Here is a 19,979-nt window from a genome sequence, read left to right on the forward strand (position 1 = left end):
TCTAATTATATATTGTTAGCCAAAATAAACCCGCTTGTCCAGGCATTTTGAAAATTAAAACCTCCTGTGATAGCATCGATATTTACAATTTCACCAGCAAAATAAAGGTTTTGATGCAATTTGCTTTCCATGGTTTTAAAGTTGATTTCTTTTAAATCAATACCACCGGCTGTAACGAATTCTTCTTTAAAAGTACTTTTTCCGTTGACCTGAAATTTTGCTTTTGTGAGTTGGGAAGCTAAGTTCTGCAATTGAATTTTAGATAAATCAGCCCATTTTGTTTCCGCGTCAATTTCAGAAGCCAAAACCAAACTTTCCCACAAACGATTTGGGAAGTCGAAAGGCGATTTTTTTGAAACGGCTTTTTTGGCGTGTTCCTGTTTTAAGTCTTTCAGAATTTTCTCTGCATCTTCTGTATCTATATCATTTAACCAATTTACAAAAATCGTAAACTGATAATTTTTGTCGAATAAAATGCGCGCACCCCATGCCGAAAGTTTCAAAATCGCTGGGCCGCTCATTCCCCAATGTGTGATTAACAAAGGTCCGGTTGATTCTAGTTTGGTATCTTTTACATTAACGGTAACTTGTGCCGCAACGCCAGGTAATTCTTTAATTCGAGAATCTTTGATGTTGAAAGTAAATAGGGAAGGAACAGGGCTAATAATCGCATGTCCTTTCTCCTGAAGCATTTCCCATATTTTAGGATTGCTTCCGGTTGCTAAAACTAATTTTTCGGCTGTAAATTTATCGTTTTGGGTATCGATTTTCCAATGATTTTCTGCCTTGTAAATCGATTGTACGCTTTGACCTGTCAACACTTTGATGCCTAATTTTCCGGTTGCTTTTAAGAAACAATCGATTATCGTTTGCGAAGAATTCGAAACCGGAAACATTCTGCCATCGTCTTCAATTTTTAATTCAACGCCATGTTTTTCGAACCATTCTATTGTATCGCCCGAACAAAATTGATGAAAAGGGCCGCGAAGTTCTTTTTCGCCACGCGGATAAAATTTGACCAATTCATTCGGTTCAAAACAAGCGTGGGTTACGTTGCATCTTCCGCCACCAGAAACGCGGACTTTAGAAAGTACTTCTTTCCCTCTTTCTAAAATGGCAATTTTCAGTTTCGGATTTTTCTCTGCAATATTTATTGCTGTAAAAAAACCTGCAGCGCCTCCGCCAACAATTAGGATATCGAAATTTTGAATCATATTTTTTGGGTTAGCCACGAATTCACGAATTATTTTTTGACAATGTTTGAGAAAAAATAATTCGTGAATTCGTGGCTATTTTAAACTTTATATTTTATCTGGAAAATCAGTAATTATTCCGTCAACTTTAAAACTTTTTATTTTTTGAATGTCTTCCTCGATATTTACTGTCCAGGGCAAAACCAGAAATCCTTTTTCCTGAATTTCCTTAGTATTTTCCTCATTCAATAAATGATAATAAGGATGAATGGCCTTTGCTTTTATTGTTTCGGCGAAAGCCAAAGCTAGATTCAAATCGGTTTCTGTTAATACACCAATTGGGATGTTTTGATTTAAATCATGAACATGTTGCAGGGCACTCCAATCAAAACTCGAAACGATAAAATGCTCGTATTTCCAATTTTTCTCTGAAATATATTCTTCAATTAAAGCTACAACTTTAGAGAAAGTATCGGAATTTTTCAATTCGATATTGATCAGGCACTTTTTATCTACCAGATTAAAAACTTCATTTAAAGTTGGAATTTCATGCTTTTCGGCAATCAGAAATGATTTTAACTCCGGCAAAGATAAGGTATTTACAAAACCTTTCCCGCTGGTCATTTTGTCGATGGTATCATCGTGAATTACAATTATATGCCCGTCAACGCTTAAATGAACGTCAAGTTCGATTCCGTCGGCATTTAGGTCCAATGCTTTTTGGAAGGCTTGTAAAGTATTCTCGGGTTCGTAGCCTTTGGCACCGCGATGTGCTATTTTTAGCATGTCTAGAGAGTTTAACCGCAAATGTCGCAAAGTTTTACGCAAAGGTCGCAAGGAATTTGTAAAAATTAAATAGCCACGAATTCACGAATTATTTTTTGACAATCATTGAAGATTTAAATTCGTGAATTCGTGGCGAAAAAACTATGCGACCTTTGCGTAAAACTTTGCGCTCTTTGCGGTTAAGTACGTTCCAATAAAACGACATCGAAATCACTATCAATAGTAACTTTTCCATCGATAACTTCGATATTTTGAGCTGAATAAGTGTCTCTTACTTTTGTTCCGTTTTCAAAAATAGCATTTACTGGAATTTCTTTTTTTCCTTTTGGTAAATCTAAGCCAATAATGACTTTATCTTCGAAAGTTCCTTTGGAGAACGTTCGGGAGAAAACATAAAATTCAGAACTAATTTGCTGATGAATTCCAGCACCAATGGCAGGATGATTTTTTCTGAATTGCCCTAGTTTCTGCCAATGTAAAAGTGTTTTTTTGGTTTCCTGATTGTTCAGGATATCATCCCAATTCATGTTGGAACGAAGCGTTGCATCGCCGTTTGTTCCTTCCACAACTAAAGATCTTCCTGATTCATCTCCGTAATAAACCTGCGACATTCCCGGAGATAATAATAGTTTTGTTCCGGCTTCTAAAGTTTTAGTTCTGTTCGCATCAAAAGGCTGACCGTCGTCATGCGATGACATATAATTAAGGACGGAATATCCTTTTAAGTCATTGTTTAAAGCATTTGAATATTTAGAAAATAAACCTTCGTAATTGTTTTGAGCGGCGTTCCATTTGAATTCAAAATTGATCATGCTGTTGAAACCATTCTGGAAATAATTTACTTTTCTGTCTCCAAAATCATAATCCTGTCCACCGCTAATTCCGTAACCGTAAACTTCGGCAATGGTATAAAATGGGTTTTGATCTAAAACCTGTAAAGGATGATGTTTCTTCCAGTTTTCGAAAGCGTAATCACATTCTTTTTTAAAATCGGCCCAAACATCTTCGTTGGTATGTTTTACGGTATCGGCTCTGTAACCGTCAATTCCGAATTCTGCGATATAATCCGTCAGCCATTTTATGATGTAATATTTTGGTGTTCTTGGATAATTGGTTCTTTTAAAGAATTCATCCAACGAAGCTATTTCTTTTTCATAACGGCCTTCTTTTTTCCATTTTTCAATCAAAAAAGGAGGGAGTTGGACTTCCTGCGTACTTTCGGTCCTTATATCTGGAAGATTATCGACCAAAGTACACATGGTTGTATTTTCGAATGATTTGTAATCACAAACTACTCCGGTTCTAACCCAATCCGAAGGCCAAACGGGATCTTCGGCAGTTACAGGTCCGGTATGATTGATTACGCCATCCAGAATAATTCTAATCCCTTTTTCGTGTGCTTTTTGAACTAGTTTTGCCAAATCTTCTTTAGTTCCAAAATTCGGATCCAAAGCCGTCCAGTCTTTTGCCCAATACCCGTGAAATCCAAAAGTCAAACCTGTTCCTTCGTCAACGCCGTCGTGAATTTGCTCTACAATCGGCGTAAGCCAAATGGCATTTATTCCTAGTTTCTCAAAATATCCTGATTCGATTTTTTTTGTAATTCCGATGATATCTCCGCCTTCAAATCCGCGCAATTTTGCAGGGGTTTTGGTTCGGTTGAAATTTATGTCGTTGTCGGTATTTCCATTATAAAAACGATCGGTAAGTAAAAAGTAAACATTTGCTCCTTCCCAGACGAAAGGTGTTTTTGAAGTATTTTCGTTATTCATTGAAACTGATTTTGAGCCAGAACAACTCGTGATTAAGAATACTAAAGGTAAAAAAAGGAAAGTGTATTTTTTCATTTATTCTGAATTTAACGAAGATTTATAATTTGATTAATGCAAAAAAAATAGCCACGAATTCACGAATTTATTTTCTTCAATAAGATGCTAAATAATAATTCGTGAATTCGTGGCGGAAAAAATTAAACGTACTCCGGTTTTATTCCAATTCTAAAACCAAAGCTGATTTCGGTTCTAATGTAATTTCAGTAGCTAAATCAAATGTTTTTCCGGTTAGTACATCTTTTCCTGATTTAAAGTTTTTGATGTTTTCTTTAAAACGATTGGTCTTCACAGTTTGTACTTTTGCATTGTTATTGAAAACCACCATTACCGTTTTTGTATCATTATATCTGAAATACACATAAGTGTTATTCTCCGGAATATAATGTGTCATTTTACCGGTATGAACAGCTTCATTTGATTTTCTCCAGTTGAATAATTTTGAAGTAAAATCGAAGTATTGTGCTTGCTCAGTTGTTCTTCCTGCTGCGGTCAGGGCATTGTTTTTATCACCATACCATCCGCCGGGAAAATCCTGACGAATATCGGCATCGCCTTTGCTTTTGTCGCCGCCCATTCCAATTTCTGAACCGTAATAAACTTGCGGAATTCCACGAACTGTAGCCAATAAAGTCATTGCCAGTTTGTATTTTGAAAAATCGTATTTAAACTTATCATTCATACGATCAGTGTCATGATTTTCGGCAAAAACCAAAATGTTATTTGTGTTTGGATATAAATAATCCATGGCAAAATTGTTGTAGAATTTAATCAAGCCGTTGTCCCAGCTTGGTTCATCTTCGCTGAAAGCAGAAGTAACCTGACTTTGAAGTGTAAAATCCATTACACTTGGTAAATTCGAATTGTAGTTTTCGATCGCACCAATTTTGCTGTCTTTTTGCCAATAAGCCAAATTAGCCTGATTGTGCATCCAGATTTCACCAACGATATTAAAATTAGGATATTCATTCGTAATTGATTTTGCCCAATTGGCCATTGCCTTTTGGTCAGAGTAATTATAAGTATCCACTCTAAATCCATCAAGATTTGCGTATTCAATCCACCAAATGGCATTTTGAGTTAAGTATTTTGCCACTAAAGGATTTCTTAGATTCAAATCTGGCATAGAAGGTACAAACCATCCATCCACACAAACTTCTTGATCGATTTTTGAAGCATGGATATCTGTAATAACTTCGCGTCTGTGGTGCGTTTGCGTGAAAGTTTCAAATTGATTGAACCAGGTTTTTGTTGGCATGTCCTTCATCATCCAGTGGGTAATTCCCCAGTGATTGGTAACATAATCCATAACCAGTTTCATGTTTTTTTTATGCATTTCTGATGATAAACGAACGTAATCTTCATTCGTTCCGTAACGCGGATCTATTTTGTAAACGTCAGACTGTGCATATCCGTGATATGAATGTTGTTTGTCGTTGTCTTCGCATAAAGGCGTGTTCCAGATTGTTGTTGCACCCAGAGCCGAAATATAATCTAAGTTTTTGATAATTCCTTCGATATCTCCACCGTGACGTCCTGCCGGTTCTGCGCGATTTGCTTTTTCTGTTAAAGAAGCAGTGGTGTCGTTTTTCGGGTTTCCGTTAGCAAAACGATCGGGCATTATTAGGTAAATCAAGTCTGAAGAATCGTAACTTTTTCTGTCCGCCGAATTCGCTCTTCTTTCTTTAAGGGAATATTTTTGAGTAAAAGCGACTTTGTTATTGGCTTTGAAAGAGAAAACAAATTCAGAAGCTTTTATGTTTTGTGTGTCAATTGTAACAAAAAGATAGTTTGGATTTTCTGTTTTTTCTACGTTTTTAATTGCCACATTATTAGAAACCGAAGCTTCATATTGTGCAATATTTTTACCGTAGAACATAATCTGCAACTCCGGATTTTTCATTCCTGCGTACCAAAATGGCGGTTCTACTTTTTGAATTTGCGCTTTCGCGGAAGCAGAAAATAGTAGAATTAAAAAGAGTGTTTTACAGAATATGTGGTTAATTCGAAATGATGTTTTTTGATTCTTCATAGTAAAGTAGAATTTAAACCAAATAAGAAATGTAAGAACATTTAAGACAAAAATTGGGGAGATTTCTATTTAAATGGACTTACATTCTTATGGTGTTAATTAAAATTATTTCGTTTCAATTATGCTGATCGCATAACCTCCTCCCGGAGCAGATAACTGAGATAATTTTGATTTATTAGTTACAGCAATTTTCCTGATCGTATAAGCTTGCGGATTCGTTTTGTAATGCGCATCTTTTGCATCAGCATAAATTGTTGCGGTATATTTTTTACCTTTTTCAAGGAAACTGAAATCGATGTTTGAAGTACGGGAATTGTCTCCGTTTACGTTTCCAACAAACCAGTTATTTGTCCCTTTTGCTTTACGGGCAACCGTAATAAAATCGCCAGGTTCAGCTTCGATATATTTGCTTTCAGACCAATCTACAGCCACATCTTTAATGAACTGGAAAGCATCTGGAAAACGGTTATAGTTATCCGGAGTATCAGCCGCCATTTGTAACGGGCTGTACATTGTAACGTATAAAGCCAATTGATTACAGATTGTACTGTTTACATGCGATTTGTTATCAGGATTCATTTTGCTGATGTCCATTTCGAAGATTCCTGGAGTGTAATCCATTGGGCCTCCAATTAATCTTGTGAAAGGTAATACAGTAACGTGATTTGGTTTAGAACCTCCAAAAGCCTGATATTCTGTTCCTCTTGCTGCTTCGTTTCCAATTAAATTCGGGTACGTTCTCGCAATTCCGGTTGGGCGAACTGCTTCGTGAGCATTCACCATAATTTTATAATCAGCTGCTTTTTCGATTGCATATTGATAATGGTTTACAATCCATTGATCGTAATGGTTTTCACCGCGAGGCAAAATGTCTCCAACGTAACCGCTTTTTACAGCATCATATCCGTTGTCTTTCATGAATTGGTACGCTTTGTCCATATGGCGCTCGTAGTTACGAACTGAACCAGAAGTCTCGTGGTGCATGATGATTTTTACACCTTTAGATTTTGCATATTCGTGCAAACCTTTTACATCAAAATCAGGGTAAGGCGTTACGAAATCAAAAACATAATCTTTTGAATGGCCAAACCAGTCTTCCCAGCCTTCATTCCATCCTTCCACTAAAACAGCGTCGAAACCATTTGCAGCAGCAAAATCAATGTATTTTTTTACGTTAGCATTGTTTGCGCCGTGCGTTCCGCTTGGTTTTGCTTTTGAGAAATCAGAAACGCCCAATTGTACCGTTGGAAAATCGTTTGTGTAGGACCAAGAGCTTTTTCCTGTAATCATTTCCCACCAAACACCAACGTATTTTACCGGTTTAATCCAGGAAGTATCATCAATTTTTGATGGATCATTTAAGTTTAAAGTCATTTTTGAAGCTAAGATTTCTCTGGCATCATCACTAACCATAACCGTTCTCCAAGGCGAGTGGCTTGGTGCCTGAATATAACCTTTATCTCCTTTTGCATCTGGCGTTAACCAGGATTCAAAAATCATGTTTTTGTCATCTAAATTCAAATGCATACAAGAATAATTAATCAAAGCCGCTTCGTGTAAGTTGATGTACAAACCATCATTTGTTTTTAACATCAAAGAAGTCTGAACTCCTGTTGGAGAAAAGTTCTTTTGAGAAACGTTTGCTGTATATGCTTTTTGAGATAAACCTCTGATTTCAGATAATTTCGATTTTGTATAATCGTATTCCTGCGTATCATAATCTCCCGGAATCCAAAATGCCGTGTGGTCGCCCGCCATTGCAAATTGCGTTCTCTCTTCTTTGATTACGAAATACGTAAGGTTCTTTTGTGTTGGGAATTCATATCTAAATCCAAGTCCGTCATCAAACAAACGGAAACGAATTATGATTTGTCTGTCTGTTCCTTTTTGATTTAAAGTAACAGCCAATTCATTATAATGATTTCTAATATTGTCTACTTCTCCCCAAACCGGTTTCCAGGTTTCGTCAAAAGTGGTTGTTTTTGTATCTATAACAGTAAAGTCATTTAATAAAGATTTTTTGTCGTCTTTAAGTTCAAGACCTAATTTACTTGTTTTTACTACCTCTTTGTTTTTGTATTTTAAGCTGTAAGTTGGGGTTCCGTCGTTTTGAAGCGAAAATTCCATTACGAACTTTCCTTCGGGTGATTTTAATTGTTGTGCATTTGCAATCGAGCTAAATGCAAACAAGATTAAACTTGCGAAAAATAAGTTTTTCATGTTTTTTGATTTTAAGAGTATTAATTTATTTGTGCAAATTTACCTGCAATTTCGGGTTTTCCGTTAACTACAATAGTTAAATCCTGGTCTCCGTCTACGGTAAAAGTTGTTTCGTTATGATTTACAGCTACTTTCAAAATTTGATTTCTGAAATTAATTTTAAACGAATAGCCTTTCCATTCTTTTGGAATTTTCGGAGAAAAATGAAGCTGGTCATTTTTAACACGCATTCCTCCAAAACCTTCTACAATACTCATCCATGTTCCGGCCATTGATGTAATGTGGCAACCTTCTTCTACTTCTTTATTATAATCATCTAAATCCAGACGAGAAGTTCTTAAGTAGAAAGTATACGCCATATCCATTTTATCTAAATGTGCAGCCTGAATTGAGTGTACGCAAGGCGAAAGCGAACTTTCATGAACTGTAAATGATTCATAAAAATCAAAATTGCGTTCTAATTCTTCTTTAGAAAAATGATCTTCAAAGAAATAGAAACACTGTAAAACATCGGCTTGTTTAATATAAGGAGAACGTAAAACGCGATCCCAAGACCATTTTTGATTGATTGGTCTTTGTGAACGATCTAAATCTTTTACCGGAACTAAATCTTTGTCTAAGAAGCCGTCTTGCTGTAAATAAATCCCCAATTCTTTTGAAATAGGGAAGTACATATCATCGGCCACTTTTTTCCATTCCTGAATTTCATTAGCAGATAACTTCACTTTTTCAAGAACACGTTTATGGTCAGCAGGATATTCCAACGCCACTTTATTAATTTGTTCCGCTGCATAATCGATACACCATTTTGCAATATAATTGGTATAGAAATTATTATTAATGTTATTCTCATATTCATTTGGACCTGTAACGCCCAAAATCACATATTGATTTTTTTCTTTAGAAAAAGAAGCTCTCTGGTGCCAAAAACGCGCAATTCCGATTAATACTTCTAAACCTTTTTCTGGAATATAAGAGTAGTCTCCGGTAAAACGGTAATAGTTGTAAATCGCAAAAGCAATCGCTCCATTTCTGTGAATTTCTTCGTGCGTGATTTCCCATTCGTTATGGCACTCTTCTCCATTCATGGTAACCATTGGATACAGCGCTGCGCCATTTTTGAAACCTAAATTGTCTTTTGCGTTTTCAATCGCCTTATCCAATTGGTTGAAACGGTACGTCAATAAGTTTCTCGCAACCTGCTGATCTTTTGTCGCCATGTAAAACGGAATACAATATGCCTCAGTGTCCCAATACGTCGATCCGCCGTATTTTTCTCCCGTAAAACCTTTTGGTCCAATATTCAAACGAGAATCTTTTCCTAAATACGTTTGATTTAATTGGAAGATATTGAAACGAATTCCTTGTTGTGCTTTTACGTCGCCATCAATAGTAATATCTGACATTTCCCAGATTTTACTCCAGGCGTCAATTTGATTTTGAAGTAAAGCATCATATCCTAAATTAACGGCAGCTTTAATTGTTTTTTCGGCTGCAGCCAAAGTGTTTTCGTGATTTAAAGAGACAGTATATCCACCAATTTTCTGAATGGATGAGGTTTGCCCTTTAGCGATAATTGTTCCGTAAGTAAACTGAACTTTATCTGTAGTAGAGTCGATTGTTGAAGGCGAAATGTTTACGTTTTCTCCGTTTGCAAAAATCGTATTGTGCATGAAAGTCGTAACTTTAAAATGCGTTTTAAAAGTCTGCGCTGTTACAAAAGCTTCGTTTGCTCCTTTTTTTACTTCAAGAGGTTCCCAGAATTTTTCATCCCAATTGGCATCTTCATTTGTAACTCCGGCGTCGATATAAGGTTTGTAAACAATTTTGGCATCTTTGTTTAAAGGCGTGATTTCGTATTTTATAATTCCGGTTTCATCCAAATCCAAAGAAAGAAAACGACGAATGTTTACGGCAATTTCAGTTCCGTTTTTCAGTGTCGCTTCAAAAGAACGGTTGTACCATCCTTCTTTCATATTCAATTCTCTACGAAAGTTTTTAACCTCCGTACAGGTATTTAGATCTAAGTTTTCTTCATTGATTTTAACGTCAATTCCAATCCAGTTTGGCGCGTTTAATACTTTCGCAAAATATTTTGGATATCCGTTTTTCCACCAGCCTACTTTCGTTTTGTCCGGATAGTAAATTCCGGCGATATAACTTCCCTGAAAAGTTTCGCCAGAGTATGTTTCTTCAAAATTGGCACGTTGTCCCATAGCACCGTTCCCGATACTAAAAAGACTCTCAGACGATTTTACTCTTTCTACATCAAATCCTTCTTCTATGATGGACCAATTGTCTGGTTTTATATAATCTTGATTCATTTTTTCTTTAATTAGATAATTGGGCAATTAGGTTAATTAGATAATGTGTCAATTAGATAATTAGATAATTACCTCTTTGGCTTTTTTTGATTTATCTGATTAATTGCTCGTTTGTACTATTTTACTTTTTTAATTAATTGATTTATATTTTCAAACTATCTAATTGGTTTATAAAAACGCGATAATATGTCATTATCTAATTATCTAATTGACACATTGCCACATTCTTTCCTAACCAATCAGTTTCTCGATAAACTGTGAGTCGATTTGGGTAAAATCTTTAAAAATATAATCAGCTTCATGTAAAATTGTTTCCTCACCAATTCCTACACTTATCATTTCGCCTATATTTGCCGCTTGGATTCCGGCAACTGAATCTTCAAATACAATTGAGTTTTTTGGATCAATATGTAATAATTGAGCCGCTTTTAAGAAAACCTCCGGATCTGGTTTGGCATTGGTAACGTCGTTTCCGTCAACAATAACATCGAAATACGAAAGAATTCCCGTTTTTTCAAGGATTGGTCGGGCATTTTTACTCGCAGAACCCAACGCAATTCCCTGGTTTTTATCTTTTAATAATTGCAGAATTGTAAAAACTCCAGGAAGAATCTCGCTTTCGTCCATGTCAACTAAATAAGATAAGTAATCTTCATTTTTTTGAATTAACCATTTGTCTTTGTCTTCCTGCGAAGCCTGAACATTTCCTAATCCAAGTATAATATCTAACGAACGTACACGGCTCACGCCTTTAAGTAATTCGTTGTCTTCAAGCGTAAAATTTATATTTAAAGACTGAGCGATTTTTTGCCAGGCTAAAAAATGGTATTTGGCGGTATCGACGATCACGCCGTCAAGATCGAATATGAATGCTTTTCTATTCATGAATTTCAATTTTAGTTCTGTTATTTACTCTCAGCGTAAGCAATCCGGCGAATATCATGGATACACCACCAATGATTAGAGCGTAAATAGGTTCATTGTGAAAGAATTGTTTGATTACAAATCCTAAGATTGTTGCAGCTACAATTTGTGGGATTACCACAAAAAAGTTAAAAACACCCATATAATAACCCATTTTAGCTGCTGGCAAAGCACCAGATAGCATGGCATATGGCATAGATAAAATACTTGCCCACGCAATACCAACACCTAACATTGGAAGGATAAGCATTTGCTTGTCACCAATAAAATAAATAGAAATTAAACCAACACCTCCAGCACATAATGCTAGTAAATGGGTTGCTCTAACGCCTACTTTTTTTGCAATAACTGGTAATAAGAAAGCTACTGCGGCAGCAACTCCATTATAAACAGTAAATAAAACCGAAACCCAGTCGGCTGCATCATTGTAAACTTTTGAAGTTGTATCTGTTGTTCCAAAAATATGTTGTGTTACCGCTTGTGTAGTATAAATCCACATGGAGAAAAGGGCAAACCAGGAGAAAAATTGAACCCATGCCAATTTTTTCATTGTGGCAGGCATGTTCAGTAAATCAGTCATGATTATGGTGAAACCATTGTTTATTTTAGAAGTTCTTAACTGCGAAGCGACCATAAATAAAACGCCCATGAAAATCAATCCAACAAATAGAATATAAAGTTCTTTTGCCAAACTGTTTTCGAAAATTAAAAAGGAAACTAAAGACCCAATTGATGCTAAGATCACTCCTAAAAACAATTGTCTTTTGATATTGTTTTTAGATTCGGTTTCCGGATTAATAATTTCTTCTCTGTCTTTTTTGCTTTCAAGTTCAAAAGCATGAAGTTCTTCCGGAGTATATTCCGTTGTTTTAAAAACAGTCCATAAAACAGAAAGTAAAAAGACAATCCCACCAATGTAAAAAGACCATTTAACCGAGTCAGGAATAATTCCTTCGGGAGCAGTATTGCTTACGCCAAAAACATTTGTAAAAAGATAAGGCAAGACAGAACCTACAACAGCTCCTGTTCCAATAAAGAAACTTTGCATTGCAAATCCTAAAGTGCGTTGTTTTTCAGGTAAATTATCACCAACAAAGGCACGAAAAGGCTCCATCGAAACATTTATCGACGCGTCCATTATCCATAAAGTTCCTGCGGCAATCCATAAAGTTGGAGAGTTGGGCATGATGAACAATGCAATAGAAGATAAAATAGCACCAACTAAGAAGTAGGGGCGACGTCTTCCTAAACGTGTCCATGTTCTGTCACTGAAATAACCAATTACGGGCTGAATTATTAAACCTGAAACAGGAGCTGCAATCCATAAAATTGGAATTTCATCTATTTTAGCACCAAGGGTTTCAAAAATTCTTGAAGTATTTGCGTTTTGCAGTGCAAAACCAAATTGTATTCCCAAGAAACCGAAACTCATGTTCCAAATTTCCCAGAAACTTAATTTACGCTTTTCCATTATCGTAATTAAATCATTAATTAGACGATAAGCGCTTTGCTTATCAAAACTTACTGTTTTTTCGAAGTAAAAGTAAAAGCCTTGACGGGCGTAAAAGTATTAATTATTTTTTTAAATAGCCTAACAAAAAAGCCACAAATATTATTTATGGCTTTAGAATAGGTTGATTTTAAGAATTTTAGTCAGTAGATTCTCTTTTTATTAAATGCGTTTCAATAACTTCAGTAGTATAATTTTCGTTTTCTTCTTCGTCATCGATGTGTTCGGCTTCCAGTCTTTCAATAAGCATTTTAGCTGCTTTATTTCCCATTTTTTCACCGCTTTGGCTAACGGTTGTAATACTTGGAGTTGAGTATTTGGAGATAATTCCGTCCGTAAAGGCAATTACAGCCAAATCTTCAGGAACTTTGAGTCCCATTTTGTTTGCTGTTTTGATAATTGTTACCGCAAAAAGCTCATTTACAGCAAAAACAGCATCAAAAGCCCTGTCATGCAAAAGCTGGCTAATGGTAATTTCGCAAGTATCTACGTCTTCAATTTTTATGATTAAATCTTCGTTGAAAGGCAATCCGTTATCTAAAAGCGCTTTTTCGTAACCGTCAGTTCTTAGTTTTCCAACACTTACATAATCGACTGTAGTCACTAAAGCGATCTTTTTCCGACCATTATCAATTAAACTCTGAACCGCTTCATAAGCAGCAGCTTTATCATCAATAATTACTTTATCGCATAAAATATCATTGGTTACGCGATCAAACATTACAACTGGCATTCCTTGATTGATGACTTCTGTAATGTGGTGAAAGTCACCTTTATATTGGGTTTCTTTAGAAAGTGACATGATAAAACCGTCAATACTTCCGTTGGCTAACATCTCCATATTTAAGACTTCTTTATCGAAAGAATCATCAGATAAACAGATCACAACACTATAGCCATTTTCGTTGGCAACCTGCTCGATTCCGTTGATTACAGTCGAGAAAAAATAATGTACAATTTCCGGAATGATAATACCAATACTTTTGGTTTTTCGATTTTTTAGACTAAGGGCAATATTGTTGGGTTTATAGTTGTAAAACTTTGCAAAAGCCTGAACTTTTAAGCGCGTTTCTTCTCCTATTTCCAGACTGTTTCTTAGTGATTTTGAGACAGTTGAAATAGAGACGTCAAGTTCCTTTGCAATCTGTTTTAGGGTGATTTTGCGTTTCATATGTAGTATTGAAAAAAATCTAATTAATAATAAAGGTATCTTTTATTTTCCGATTTAGCATTTTTTGACTTAAAAGATTACAAAAAATAGAAAGTTTTCAACACTATCACGTTTTCGTAAACCAATAAAAATTGCGTCTGGTTGTTCGTGTTAATAAATTCCTAATTTTGAAATTCGAAGTAAAATTAAAAACTTAACTAACAATCACAAACTCAAACTAATTTAAACAAAAAGTATGAAAACAATTTACAAAAAGTTGTTATTTTTATTCCTATTGTTGCCGTTTTCTGTGTTAGCTCAAAACACTCTAAGCGGGACTGTTGTCGATAAAGCAACAGGTCAGCCAATACCGGGAGTAAATGTAAATGTACAAGGTGCTCCAAGCGGTGCATCAACAGGATTTGATGGTAGTTACCAACTATCAAATGTTAAAAGCGGAAACAAAATTGTTGTTTCTTTTATTGGATACAAAACGCAAACCCTTGATTTTAATGGTCAAAAAACCTTAAATGTTTCTTTAGAAGAAGATACCAATCAACTTAAAGAAGTTGTGGTACAAGTAGGTTACGGTACTGTTAAGAAAAAAGACGCAACAGGTTCTGTATCACAAATTTCGTCGAAAGATTTTAATAAAGGAATTAACGTAACTCCGGAAACCTTAATTAGCGGTCGTATCGCTGGTGTAAATGTAACTGGAGGAGGCGCACCAGGAGCAAAAGCAGATATTAGAATTCGTGGAGGATCTTCACTAAATGCTTCAAATGAGCCATTAATCGTTTTAGACGGATTGCCTTTAAGTAATGCGGTTCCTAGTGGATCTACAAGTATTTTATCTACAATTGATCCTAATGATATTGAATCTTTTACGGTTCTTAAAGACGCATCAGCAGCTGCCATTTACGGATCAAGAGCTGCAAATGGTGTAATTGTTATTACAACGAAAAAAGGGACAAAAGGTGGTGTAAAAGTTAATTTTAGCTCTCAGGTTGGTATTAATACGGTAGCCAATACAGTAGACGTAATGAGCGCAGATCAATTCCGTGAATTGGTAAATACAAAAGGCTCAGCAGCTCAAAAAGCCCTATTGGGTTCAGCAAATACAAACTGGCAGGATGAAATCTTCCATACAGCTTTAACAACGAATAACAATATTTCTGTTAGCGGTTCATTATTTGATAAATTACCGGTAAGATTATCTGTTGGTAATGTTGATAATCCTGGAATCTTAAGAAATACTTCTTTTGAAAGAACTACGACATCGTTATCGTTAAATCCGGTTTTGTTTGATAATCATTTGAAAATTGATATTAGTGGAAATTTATCTTTTGGAAAAAATCAATTTCAAGATGAAGGCGCAGTAATTGGTAGTGCCATCGGATTTGATCCAACGCAACCAGTTTATCAGGCAGGTTCTCGTTATGGAGGTTACTATGAATGGTTAGAGCCTACAGGAAATTTACCTTTATTACCGGCAAGAAATCCTGTTGCAAGATTAAACCAAGATAACCGAAGAGCAACTTCAACCAGAAAATGGGGGAATGTTAGATTAGACTATAAACTTCATTTCTTTGAAGATTTAAGAGCTGTAGTAGAGGCTGGGATTGATAGATTTGACAGTAGCGGATATACAGAAGTAAGTACTCAAAGTGCTTTAGGGTATCAGCCAAAACCTTTTAGTGACCCAGGTTATGTAAATTTAGGAAACTATAATAGCTATACTGATGCACTTCAAAACAAAAACTTAAATGCTTATTTTAATTATACTAAAGATTTAGGAAAACTTAAAATTGATGCAACTGCAGGTTATAACTACCAATTGTTTCAAAAAGAAAAATATTCATCAGGAGAAGTTAGACAACCAAATCCTAATGAAGATGTTGCTACAGATCCGGATGTTAATTTACAATCTTTCTTCGGACGTTTGAATTTGGGTTATGATAGCAGATATTTACTGACTTTAAATTACAGAAGAGACGGAACTTCTCGTTTTTCTGAAGATAACAGATGGGGTAATTTTGGTGGAGCTGCTTTTGCATGGAATTTGTCTGAAGAAGCTTTCTTAAAAGATAACGCTACTATCTCAACATTAAAATTAAGAGTTGGTTACGGAACTACAGGACAACAGGATATTTCAGCTCAGTATGATTATTTACGAAGAGTAACTTTAGGAACAATTAACTCACAATATATTTTTGGTAATACTATTTATTCTACGGCAAGACCAGAAGGATATAACGAAAATATCAAATGGGAAGAATTGGCTGAAACTAACGTTGGTATCGATTATGGATTTTTCAATGATAGAATTACAGGAACAATTAACTATTTTGATAAAACATCAAGTGATTTATTAGCAGAAATTGCAGTTCCTGATGGTGCAAATATTAGAAATCAAGGTTTCTTTAATATTGGTGATGTAAGAACAAAAGGAATCGAGTTTAGTATTGCATCTGATATTATTAAAAATGATAATTTGACATGGAATGTAGCTTTCAATACTACTTACATCGATAAAAACATTTCTAATTTAGGAATTACGGTTCCAGGTTTTCAAGGTTATTTAACCGGAGATAATATCTCAGGAGGAAATGGAAATAAAATCCTGATTAACTCTGTAGGATATGCGCCAAATTCATTTTTTGTATATGAGCAGTTATATGATGCAAACAAAAGACCAATTGCGGGAGCTTACGTAGATAGAAATGCAGATGGAAAAATTGATGCAGGTGATCGTTACAGAGCTGGTAATACTAGTCCAGATTATACTTTTGGTTTGTTTTCGACTTTAAACTATAAAAAGTTTGATTTTACGATGAACTGGAGAGCAAGCGTAGGAAATAAAATATTTGATAATGTAAGCTCTAATTTAGGATATTCTGATGCAGGTTTAAGAAGACAGACAGACTTATCAAATGTTAGTTCGGATTATTTTAATACTGGATTTACTTTTGAAGATAACGGAACACAACGTTATTTATCCGATTATTTTGTAAAAGATGCTTCCTTTATCAAACTTGATAATGTAACGGTTGGGTATACTTTTGATAAATCATTATTGAAAGCAGCTACATTAAGATTTACAGCTGGAGTACAAAATGTTTTCATTCTTACGAAATACAATGGTTTAGATCCGGAGAAATTCAACGGAATTGATAATAATGTTTATCCAAGAGCGAGAACTTTCTTGTTTGGAGTGAATGCGAATTTCTAACAACACATTGAAAATCAAAAATTTAAAAACAAATAAAATGAAAATATCATTTAAATATATATCTTATTTTTTCCTATTCGTTTTAGGATTAAGTATGACGCTTACTTCGTGTACCGACGATTTAAACGTGACGCCAAAGGATGATGATGAGTTTCTTTCTGAAACCTTTTTCCAGGATCCGGGTTCTTATAAAGAAGTATTAGCTAAATTATATGCAGGTCTTTATGTAGGAGGTAATGATGGAGATGGAGATGCTAGTGTTCCATCAAAAAGTCCGGATATTGCTGGACTTGGTGGTGACTTTAGTAGTTACTTGAGATTACTTTTTGTAACACAAGAGTTTTCTACCGATGAAGCTATTATTGCTTGGGCTGATGGAGCTTTGCCAACCTTGAATTCTCAAACATGGTCTCCTGCTAATGAATTCTTAGAAGGAACATTCTCAAGAGCATTTTATCATATTAGTGTTGCCAATGAATTTTTAAGACAGACTACTGATGAAAAATTAGCAGCAAGAGGAGTTGATGCTAATTTGAAGACTGAAATTGCTGCGTTTAGAGCTGAAGCTCGTTTCCTAAGAGCTTTTTCATATTATAATTTAATGGATTTGTTCGGGAATGTGCCAATTACTACAGAAAAAGATCCTGTTGGTTTCTTTTATCCGGAACAAAAAACAAGAGCAGAAGTTTTTGCTTTTATTGAATCTGAATTGAAAGATTTAGATAATAGCTTAGTGACTTCAAGACAAAATGAATATGGCAGAGTAGATAAAACAGCTGCTAAATTTTTATTAGCTCAGCTTTATTTAAACTCTAAAGTTTATACAGGTACTGATAGAAATAATGATGCAGCAGTATTGTGTAACGAAATTATTACAAGTTCAGGATATAAATTTGCAAATGTTCCTTACCGTTATTTATTTTCTGCGGATAATAACACAAATGGTGCTCAAACTGAATTTATTTTCCCAATTGTTGGAGATGGGAATGCGATTAGAGCTACCGGTGGAGGAATGAGTTTTATTATGCACGCTTCTATTGGAGGTAGCATGGATGCTGCATCTCGAGGCATGGACGGTGGATGGCAGGGAATTAGAACTCGTAGAGAGTTTGTAAATCTTTTTCCTGACGAAACTGCAACTGCTGATAATAGAGGAACATTTTATACAGCTGGTCAGGCAAAAGATATTGCGAATGTAGGAACTTTTACAGATGGTTATGCTGTTACAAAATACATCAATAAAAAAGCTGACGGTTCAGCAGCTCAGAGAATTGATATTCCAGATATTGATTTTCCGATGTTCAGATTAACAGATGTTTATTTGATGTATGCAGAAGCAACAGTTAGAGGAGCTAGTTCAGGAAATATTACTACTGCATTGGGTTATATAAACCAAATTAGAGCAAGAGCAAATGCTACATCAATCAGTGCTGCTCAATTAACTCTTGATTTTATTTTAGATGAAAGAGGAAGGGAATTATTCTGGGAATGCCACAGAAGAACTGATTTGATTCGTTTCGGAAAATTCACAGGAGGATCTAAAATATGGCAATGGAAAGGTGGTACTATGAATGGTACTGCTACAGAATCTTACAGAGATTTAATGCCAATCCCTGCAAGAAATATCCAGGCAAATCCAACTTTGAAGCAAAACCCGGGATACTAACACTTTATAAACAATAAAATGAAAAATATATATAAAATTTTGATCGCATTTATTGGTGTATTGACGGTGTCATGTAATGCTGATGATGTTGATAACAGAACAATTTTAGATGCTGTTTCAATACCTGAAATAACTTCGCCTGCCACAGGAAAAGTATTTGTTTTAGATGCTAATAAACCATCAGAAGAAGTTGCGAAATTTACATGGTCAGCAGCAACATATTCAACAGATGTAGTAGTAAAATATACTTTGTTAATTGATAAAAAAGGTGGTGATTTTAAAGCTGCAAAAACACTTGCAACATCCACTAATGTTACCGAAGTTGCAGTTCTTGCTAAAGATTTAAATCAGGCAGCAATAGATCTTGGAGCACAAACAGAAGTTGCTTCTATGTTTGATGTAAAAATCACTTCAAATGTTTCAGGTGGATTTTCTCAGGAAGGTACTAAGCTAATTACAATCAATGTGACTCCTTATACGGGAAAAGTTACTTATAATTTTACAGATTGGTATTTAGTAGGAGTTGCTGTAGATGGTGGATGGGATAACAATGCAGATACTAAACATCAGCCAATGTTTAGAGATGGAAAAAATGCTACTCAATATAAATTTACGGGCTATTTTAAAGCAGGTAATTTTAAATTAATTTCTGTAAAAGGTAGTTGGGATTCTCAATTAGGAAGAGCTGGAAATGGTGTTATTGAAATAAAAAATAATGCAGGTGAATTTACAATTTCAGCAGACGGATATTATACATTCAAATTTGATACTAAGGAGTTAACTTATTCTTTAGAGCCTTATAATGCTTCTGCTGCAAAATCATTCTCAACAGTTGGTGCGATTGGAGACAGTACACCAGGTAGTTGGGATGTCTCAACTGCAATGACGAAATCTACTTTTAACTTACACGCTTGGAGTTTAAGTAAAACTGCTTTGAAAGATGGTGGACTTAAATTTAGAGCAAATGATAGTTGGGATGTTTCATGGGGTGGAAATACTGCTTTCTCAGGAGGCGGAACTGGAGATAATATACCAGTGGCAAAATCGAAATATGTTATTTATTTCAATGATTTAGACGGAAGTTATTTAATGATTCCAAATCAAGAGTAATAT

The 19,979-nt window shown here is 35.1% G+C and carries 12 protein-coding genes; 3 read left to right on the forward strand and 9 right to left on the reverse strand.

Annotated elements, in window-relative coordinates; all coding sequences use genetic code 11:
- Nucleotides 1–5: 5 nt before the first annotated feature.
- The 9 genes from B0A65_RS07740 to B0A65_RS07780 all read right to left on the reverse strand — a co-directional run bounded on the left by B0A65_RS07740 (nucleotide 6) and on the right by B0A65_RS07780 (nucleotide 13,989).
- A complete protein-coding gene (locus B0A65_RS07740; RefSeq protein WP_074660353.1) occupies nucleotides 6–1,214 on the reverse strand; it encodes a BaiN/RdsA family NAD(P)/FAD-dependent oxidoreductase in 1,209 nt (402 codons plus the stop codon).
- 87 nt (nucleotides 1,215–1,301) lie between these two features.
- Complete coding sequence (locus B0A65_RS07745) at nucleotides 1,302–1,979, reverse strand: glycerophosphodiester phosphodiesterase (protein WP_074660354.1); 678 nt, start codon at nucleotides 1,977–1,979, stop codon at nucleotides 1,302–1,304.
- A gap of 179 nt (nucleotides 1,980–2,158) precedes the next feature.
- Entirely contained in the window at nucleotides 2,159–3,826 is a 1,668-nt protein-coding gene (locus tag B0A65_RS07750) for an alpha-amylase family glycosyl hydrolase (protein WP_074660355.1), read from the reverse strand.
- Between the two features lie 139 nt (nucleotides 3,827–3,965).
- Nucleotides 3,966–5,840 carry a glycoside hydrolase family 13 protein gene (locus tag B0A65_RS07755; protein WP_074660356.1) on the reverse strand — a complete coding sequence of 625 codons (1,875 nt, stop codon included), beginning with the start codon at nucleotides 5,838–5,840 and terminating at the stop codon, nucleotides 3,966–3,968.
- A gap of 105 nt (nucleotides 5,841–5,945) precedes the next feature.
- On the reverse strand, nucleotides 5,946–8,060 hold the full coding sequence (locus B0A65_RS07760) for a glycoside hydrolase family 97 protein (RefSeq protein WP_074660357.1): 2,115 nt from the start codon (nucleotides 8,058–8,060) through the stop codon (nucleotides 5,946–5,948).
- 20 nt (nucleotides 8,061–8,080) lie between these two features.
- Nucleotides 8,081–10,384: a glycoside hydrolase family 65 protein gene (locus tag B0A65_RS07765; protein ID WP_074660358.1), complete on the reverse strand. Its 2,304-nt coding sequence runs from the start codon at nucleotides 10,382–10,384 to the stop codon at nucleotides 8,081–8,083.
- Nucleotides 10,385–10,615: 231 nt separating this feature from the next.
- Nucleotides 10,616–11,269: a beta-phosphoglucomutase gene (gene pgmB, locus B0A65_RS07770; RefSeq protein WP_074660359.1), complete on the reverse strand. Its 654-nt coding sequence runs from the start codon at nucleotides 11,267–11,269 to the stop codon at nucleotides 10,616–10,618.
- The gene (locus tag B0A65_RS07775) at nucleotides 11,262–12,779 is read right to left on the reverse strand and encodes an MFS transporter (protein WP_074660360.1); all 1,518 of its coding nucleotides are present in this window, start codon (nucleotides 12,777–12,779) and stop codon (nucleotides 11,262–11,264) included. Before B0A65_RS07775 ends, pgmB begins: the two co-directional genes overlap by 8 nt.
- 178 nt (nucleotides 12,780–12,957) lie before the next feature.
- Entirely contained in the window at nucleotides 12,958–13,989 is a 1,032-nt protein-coding gene (locus tag B0A65_RS07780; protein ID WP_074660361.1) for a LacI family DNA-binding transcriptional regulator, read from the reverse strand.
- 235 nt (nucleotides 13,990–14,224) lie between these two features.
- Here B0A65_RS07780 and B0A65_RS07785 point away from each other — a divergent pair, with 235 nt between their 5' ends.
- Genes B0A65_RS07785 through B0A65_RS07795 form a run of 3 tightly spaced genes read left to right on the forward strand, consistent with a single transcriptional unit; the run spans nucleotide 14,225 to nucleotide 19,976 of the window.
- A complete protein-coding gene (locus B0A65_RS07785) occupies nucleotides 14,225–17,200 on the forward strand; it encodes a SusC/RagA family TonB-linked outer membrane protein (RefSeq protein WP_074660362.1) in 2,976 nt (991 codons plus the stop codon).
- 37 nt (nucleotides 17,201–17,237) lie between these two features.
- Nucleotides 17,238–18,866, forward strand: a complete 1,629-nt coding sequence (locus B0A65_RS07790) for a RagB/SusD family nutrient uptake outer membrane protein (RefSeq protein ID WP_074660576.1) — start codon at nucleotides 17,238–17,240, stop codon at nucleotides 18,864–18,866.
- 18 nt (nucleotides 18,867–18,884) lie between these two features.
- Nucleotides 18,885–19,976 carry a SusE domain-containing protein gene (locus B0A65_RS07795; protein ID WP_074660363.1) on the forward strand — a complete coding sequence of 364 codons (1,092 nt, stop codon included), beginning with the start codon at nucleotides 18,885–18,887 and terminating at the stop codon, nucleotides 19,974–19,976.
- The last annotated feature ends 3 nt before the right edge of the window (nucleotides 19,977–19,979 follow it).

Source organism: Flavobacterium frigidimaris (assembly GCF_002217275.1).
GTDB lineage: Bacteria > Bacteroidota > Bacteroidia > Flavobacteriales > Flavobacteriaceae > Flavobacterium > Flavobacterium aquidurense.